Genomic DNA, 5,640 nt, shown 5'->3' with positions numbered 1-5,640 from the left:
AAAACCCCCACCAATCTCTTGGCGGGGGTAAATAAGGATGCTGACGATGACCTACTCTCACATGGGCAAACCACACTACCATCGGCGCTAAGACGTTTCACTTCTGAGTTCGGGAAGGTATCAGGTGGTTCCATCTTGCTATTGTCGTCAGCGTAAAAGGATTAACAACGCTGTATGAGTCTGTTTGTTTTTATTTTCAAGATAATTATTTATTTGACTTAATCAAGCTTAGGTAAAATCTTTACACTTGCATACAACTTAAACCACTTGGGTGTTGTATGGTCAAGCCAAACGAGCAATTAGTATTGGTTAGCTACATGTATCACTACACTTCCACACCCAACCTATCAACGTCGTAGTCTACAACGGCTCTTTAGGGAAATCTCATCTTGAGGTGGGCTTCCCGCTTAGATGCTTTCAGCGGTTATCCCATCCGAACATAGCTACCCGGCAATGCTACTGGCGTAACAACCGGAACACCAGAGGTTCGTCCACTCTGGTCCTCTCGTACTAGGAGCAGATCCTCTCAAATTTCCAACGCCCACGGTAGATAGGGACCGAACTGTCTCACGACGTTCTAAACCCAGCTCGCGTACCTCTTTAAATGGCGAACAGCCATACCCTTGGGACCTGCTTCAGCCCCAGGATGAGATGAGCCGACATCGAGGTGCCAAACACCGCCGTCGATATGAACTCTTGGGCGGTATCAGCCTGTTATCCCCAGAGTACCTTTTATCCGTTGAGCGATGGCCCTTCCATACAGAACCACCGGATCACTAAGACCTACTTTCGTACCTGCTCGACTTGTGGGTCTCGCAGTTAAGCGCGCTTTTGCCTTTATACTCTTTGAACGATTTCCGACCGTTCTGAGCGCACCTTCGTACTCCTCCGTTACTCTTTAGGAGGAGACCGCCCCAGTCAAACTACCCACCATACATTGTCCTTAGATCTGTTAATCTCAAGTTAGAACCCCAACATAACCAGGGTGGTATTTCAAGGTTGGCTCCATGGCAACTGGCGTCGCCACTTCAAAGCCTCCCACCTATCCTACACAAGTTAGGTCAAAGTTCAATGTAAAGCTGTAGTAAAGGTTCACGGGGTCTTTCCGTCTAGCCGCGGGTACACAGCATCTTCACTGCGATTTCGATTTCACTGAGTCTCTGCTGGAGACAGCGCTGCCATCATTATGCCATTCGTGCAGGTCGGAACTTACCCGACAAGGAATTTCGCTACCTTAGGACCGTTATAGTTACGGCCGCCGTTTACTGGGGCTTCGATCAAGAGCTTCGCATACGCTAACCCCATCAATTAACCTTCCAGCACCGGGCAGGCATCACACCCTATACGTCCACTTTCGTGTTTGCAGAGTGCTGTGTTTTTAATAAACAGTTGCAGCAGCCTGGTATCTGCGACTGCCAACAGCTCATAAAGCAAGTTTAATCACCATCGGCAGCGTACCTTCTCCCGAAGTTACGGTACCATTTTGCCTAGTTCCTTCAGCAGAGTTCTCTCAAGCGCCTTGGTATTCTCTACCTGACCACCTGTGTCGGTTTCGGGTACGATTTGTTTAAGACTATCGCTTAGAAGCTTTTCCTGGAAGCATGGTATTTGCCACTTCGCTGTACATGTACAGCTTGCTATCAGATCTCAGTAATAGTTTAGCGGATTTGCCTACTAAACCTACCTACATCCTTCCACCTGGACAACCAACGCCAGGCTGACATAACCTTCTCCGTCCCTCCATCGCATCATAAACAAGTATCGGAATATTAACCGATTTCCCATCGACTACGCCTTTCGGCCTCGCCTTAGGGGTCGACTCACCCAGCCCCGATTAACGTTGGACTGGAACCCTTGGTCTTCCGGCGAACGGGCTTTTCACCCGTTTTGTCGTTACTCACGTCAGCATTCGCTCTTGTGATACCTCCAGCATGCCTTACAGCACACCTTCACAGGCTTACACAACGCTCCCCTACCACTTAATTGAAACAATTAAATCCGCAGCTTCGGCTCCTAGTTTGAGCCCCGTTACATCTTCCGCGCAGGCCGACTCGACTAGTGAGCTATTACGCTTTCTTTAAAGGGTGGCTGCTTCTAAGCCAACCTCCTAGCTGTCTATGCCTTCCCACATCGTTTCCCACTTAACTAGGAATTTGGGGCCTTAGCTGGCGGTCTGGGTTGTTTCCCTCTTGACGACGGACGTTAGCACCCGCCGTCTGTCTCCCGGATAGTACTCATCGGTATTCGGAGTTTGCATCGGTTTGGTAAGTCGGGATGACCCCCTAGCCGAAACAGTGCTCTACCCCCAATGGTATTCGTCCGAGGCGCTACCTAAATAGCTTTCGGGGAGAACCAGCTATCACCGAGTTTGATTAGCCTTTCACCCCTATCCACAAGTCATCCCCTGGCTTTTCAACGACAGTGGGTTCGGTCCTCCGGTGCCTGTTACGGCACTTTCAACCTGCTCATGGATAGATCACTCGGTTTCGGGTCTATACCCTGCAACTTAATCGCCCTATTAAGACTCGGTTTCCCTACGCCTCCCCTACACGGTTAAGCTTGCTACAGAATATAAGTCGCTGACCCATTATACAAAAGGTACGCGGTCACGGAATAAATCCGCTCCCACTGCTTGTATGCACACGGTTTCAGGTTCTATTTCACTCCCCTAACAGGGGTTCTTTTCGCCTTTCCCTCACGGTACTGGTTCACTATCGGTCAGTCAGGAGTATTTAGCCTTGGAGGATGGTCCCCCCATCTTCAGACAAGATTTCACGTGTCTCGCCCTACTTAATATGTCGCTTAAACAGTTTCGCATACAGGACTATCACCTACTACGGTTGGCTTTCCCACGCCATTTTGCTACTGTAAAATTGATCGGCTACTCCCCGTTCGCTCGCCGCTACTTAGGGAATCTCAATTGATGTCTTTTCCTCGGGGTACTGAGATGTTTCACTTCTCCCGGTTCGCCTCATAAAATACATTATGATACCTAAGTTATCTTAGGTGGGTTTCCCCATTCAGAAATCGCCGGGTCACAGGATATTGCCACCTCACCGACGCTTATCGCAGGCTATCACGTCTTTCATCGCCTCTGACTGCCAAGGCATCCACCATGTGCACTTCATTACTTGACCATACAACCCCAAGTAGTCTCACTTGTGATGTATGAGAATGATTGTAACGATTTACCTATGTTTACGCTTGATTCAGTTCTCTTTACTTTATCCAATCATCATCAAATACATTGTTATCAATGAAGATAAAACTTTATGCTTTGATGTGGAGTATGATTGGAATGGTAATTTATTTGTTGGAATTAAATAAATTACCCAGACTCATATCTATGTTGTTAAAGAATTGCAATTAACTTCATCAGTTAATTATAAGTCATCTACATTAAGTAGAAGTAAGAAATCTAAACTTCAATCTTGTTTTATTCAATCTTGTTTTGATTGCTTAATTCTCATTAATGATGGTGGAGTTAAGGAGAGTCGAACTCCTGACCTCCTGCGTGCAAGGCAGGCGCTCTACCAACTGAGCTATAACCCCTGAAAGTTAATGGTGGGTCTAATAAGACTTGAACTTATGACCCCCGCCTTATCAAGGCGGTGCTCTAACCAACTGAGCTATAGACCCCGAAAAGCGTTAAAAAATTGCAACGCAATTTTAGCTTTTAACTCTATTTCTTTACTGCCAAAGAACAACTTGTTGTGGATTCTTGCCAATCAGATAATCTCATTAAGGAGGTGATCCAGCCGCAGGTTCCCCTACGGCTACCTTGTTACGACTTCACCCCAGTCATCGACCCCACCGTGGTGAGCGCCCTCTTGCGTTAGGCTACCCACTTCTGGTGAGATCAACTCCCATGGTGTGACGGGCGGTGTGTACAAGGCCCGGGAACGTATTCACCGCAGCATTCTGATCTGCGATTACTAGCGATTCCGACTTCATGGAGTCGAGTTGCAGACTCCAATCCGGACTACGATAGGCTTTTTGAGATTAGCATCACATCGCTGTGTAGCAACCCTTTGTACCTACCATTGTAGCACGTGTGTAGCCCTGGTCGTAAGGGCCATGATGACTTGACGTCGTCCCCGCCTTCCTCCAGTTTGTCACTGGCAGTATCCTTAGAGTTCCCGGCATAACCCGCTGGTAACTAAGGAAAAGGGTTGCGCTCGTTGCGGGACTTAACCCAACATCTCACGACACGAGCTGACGACAGCCATGCAGCACCTGTATGTAGATTCCCGAAGGCACTCCCGCATCTCTGCAGGATTCCTACTATGTCAAGACCAGGTAAGGTTCTTCGCGTTGCATCGAATTAAACCACATGCTCCACCGCTTGTGCGGGCCCCCGTCAATTCATTTGAGTTTTAACCTTGCGGCCGTACTCCCCAGGCGGTCTACTTATTGCGTTAACTGCGTCACTAAGTCTTTAAAAGACCCAACGACTGGTAGACATCGTTTACGGCGTGGACTACCAGGGTATCTAATCCTGTTTGCTACCCACGCTTTCGAACCTCAGTGTCAGTATGATGCCAGGAAGCTGCCTTCGCCATCGGTATTCCTCCAGATCTCTACGCATTTCACCGCTACACCTGGAATTCTACTTCCCTCTCACCTACTCTAGTTACCCAGTATCAGATGCAGTTCCCAGGTTAAGCCCGGGGCTTTCACATCTGACTTAAGTAACCACCTACGCTCGCTTTACGCCCAGTAATTCCGATTAACGCTTGCACCCTCTGTATTACCGCGGCTGCTGGCACAGAGTTAGCCGGTGCTTATTCTGTGGGTAACGTCAGGGCTAATAGGTATTAATTATTAGCTTTTCCTCCCCACTTAAAGTGCTTTACAACCAAAAGGCCTTCTTCACACACGCGGCATGGCTGGATCAGGCTTTCGCCCATTGTCCAATATTCCCCACTGCTGCCTCCCGTAGGAGTCTGGGCCGTGTCTCAGTCCCAGTGTGGCTGATCATCCTCTCAGACCAGCTACAGATCGTCGCCTTGGTAGGCCTTTACCCCACCAACTAGCTAATCCGACTTAGGCTCATCTATTAGCGCAAGGTCAAAAGATCCCCTGCTTTCTCCCGTAGGACGTATGCGGTATTAGCATTCCTTTCGGAATGTTGTCCCCCACTAATAGGCAGATTCCTAAGCATTACTCACCCGTTCGCCACTAATCATACTAGCAAGCTAGTAATCATCGTTCGACTTGCATGTGTTAAGCCTGCCGCCAGCGTTCAATCTGAGCCATGATCAAACTCTTCAGTTTAATCTTTGTTTGCCTATTAACGATAATAATATAAACTATTAAGAAGTTAGGACTTTTATTTTGGCTCATTTATGTGTACTTAATCGTACTACTAGCAAATTTGATATTCAAACCATGTATTAAGATGATTTGTTTATCTGCTCATCGTGTAAATGAATTAACTTTGAGTATTTTTGTCAGTATGAGTTGTATCTTACTCACATAAATGATAATATGTTATTTGTATCATCTTGTATTGACAAAAATCCACACAAGTTGTTCTTTGTTTGTTGTTAAAGAGTAATTCGTCTGTCGTCCAGCGAATGAGTGCGTATTATACGCTGATTTTTTATGGTGTCAAGCATTATTTTAAAAAATTTCAAA

The 5,640-nt window shown here is 47.0% G+C and carries 2 tRNA genes and 3 rRNA genes; all 5 read right to left on the bottom strand.

The window, feature by feature from the left end:
* Positions 1–38: 38 nt before the first annotated feature.
* The 5 genes from rrf to CEW93_RS10490 all read right to left on the bottom strand — a co-directional run bounded on the left by rrf (position 39) and on the right by CEW93_RS10490 (position 5,277).
* Positions 39–152 (bottom strand): 5S ribosomal RNA (gene rrf / locus CEW93_RS10510).
* A 126-nt stretch (positions 153–278) separates the two neighbouring features.
* A 23S ribosomal RNA gene (locus CEW93_RS10505) occupies positions 279–3,137 on the bottom strand.
* A gap of 339 nt (positions 3,138–3,476) precedes the next feature.
* Positions 3,477–3,552, bottom strand: a tRNA-Ala gene (locus CEW93_RS10500).
* A 10-nt stretch (positions 3,553–3,562) separates the two neighbouring features.
* A tRNA-Ile gene (locus CEW93_RS10495) sits at positions 3,563–3,639 on the bottom strand.
* 103 nt (positions 3,640–3,742) lie between these two features.
* Positions 3,743–5,277 (bottom strand): 16S ribosomal RNA (locus tag CEW93_RS10490).
* The 16S, 23S and 5S rRNA genes sit together here with 2 tRNA genes alongside, the layout of an rRNA operon.
* Positions 5,278–5,640: the final 363 nt, after the last annotated feature.

The sequence above is a fragment of the Moraxella sp. VT-16-12 genome, assembly GCF_002224245.2.
GTDB lineage: Bacteria > Pseudomonadota > Gammaproteobacteria > Pseudomonadales > Moraxellaceae > Moraxella.
This window is presented reverse-complemented; position numbering and strand designations above follow the sequence as displayed.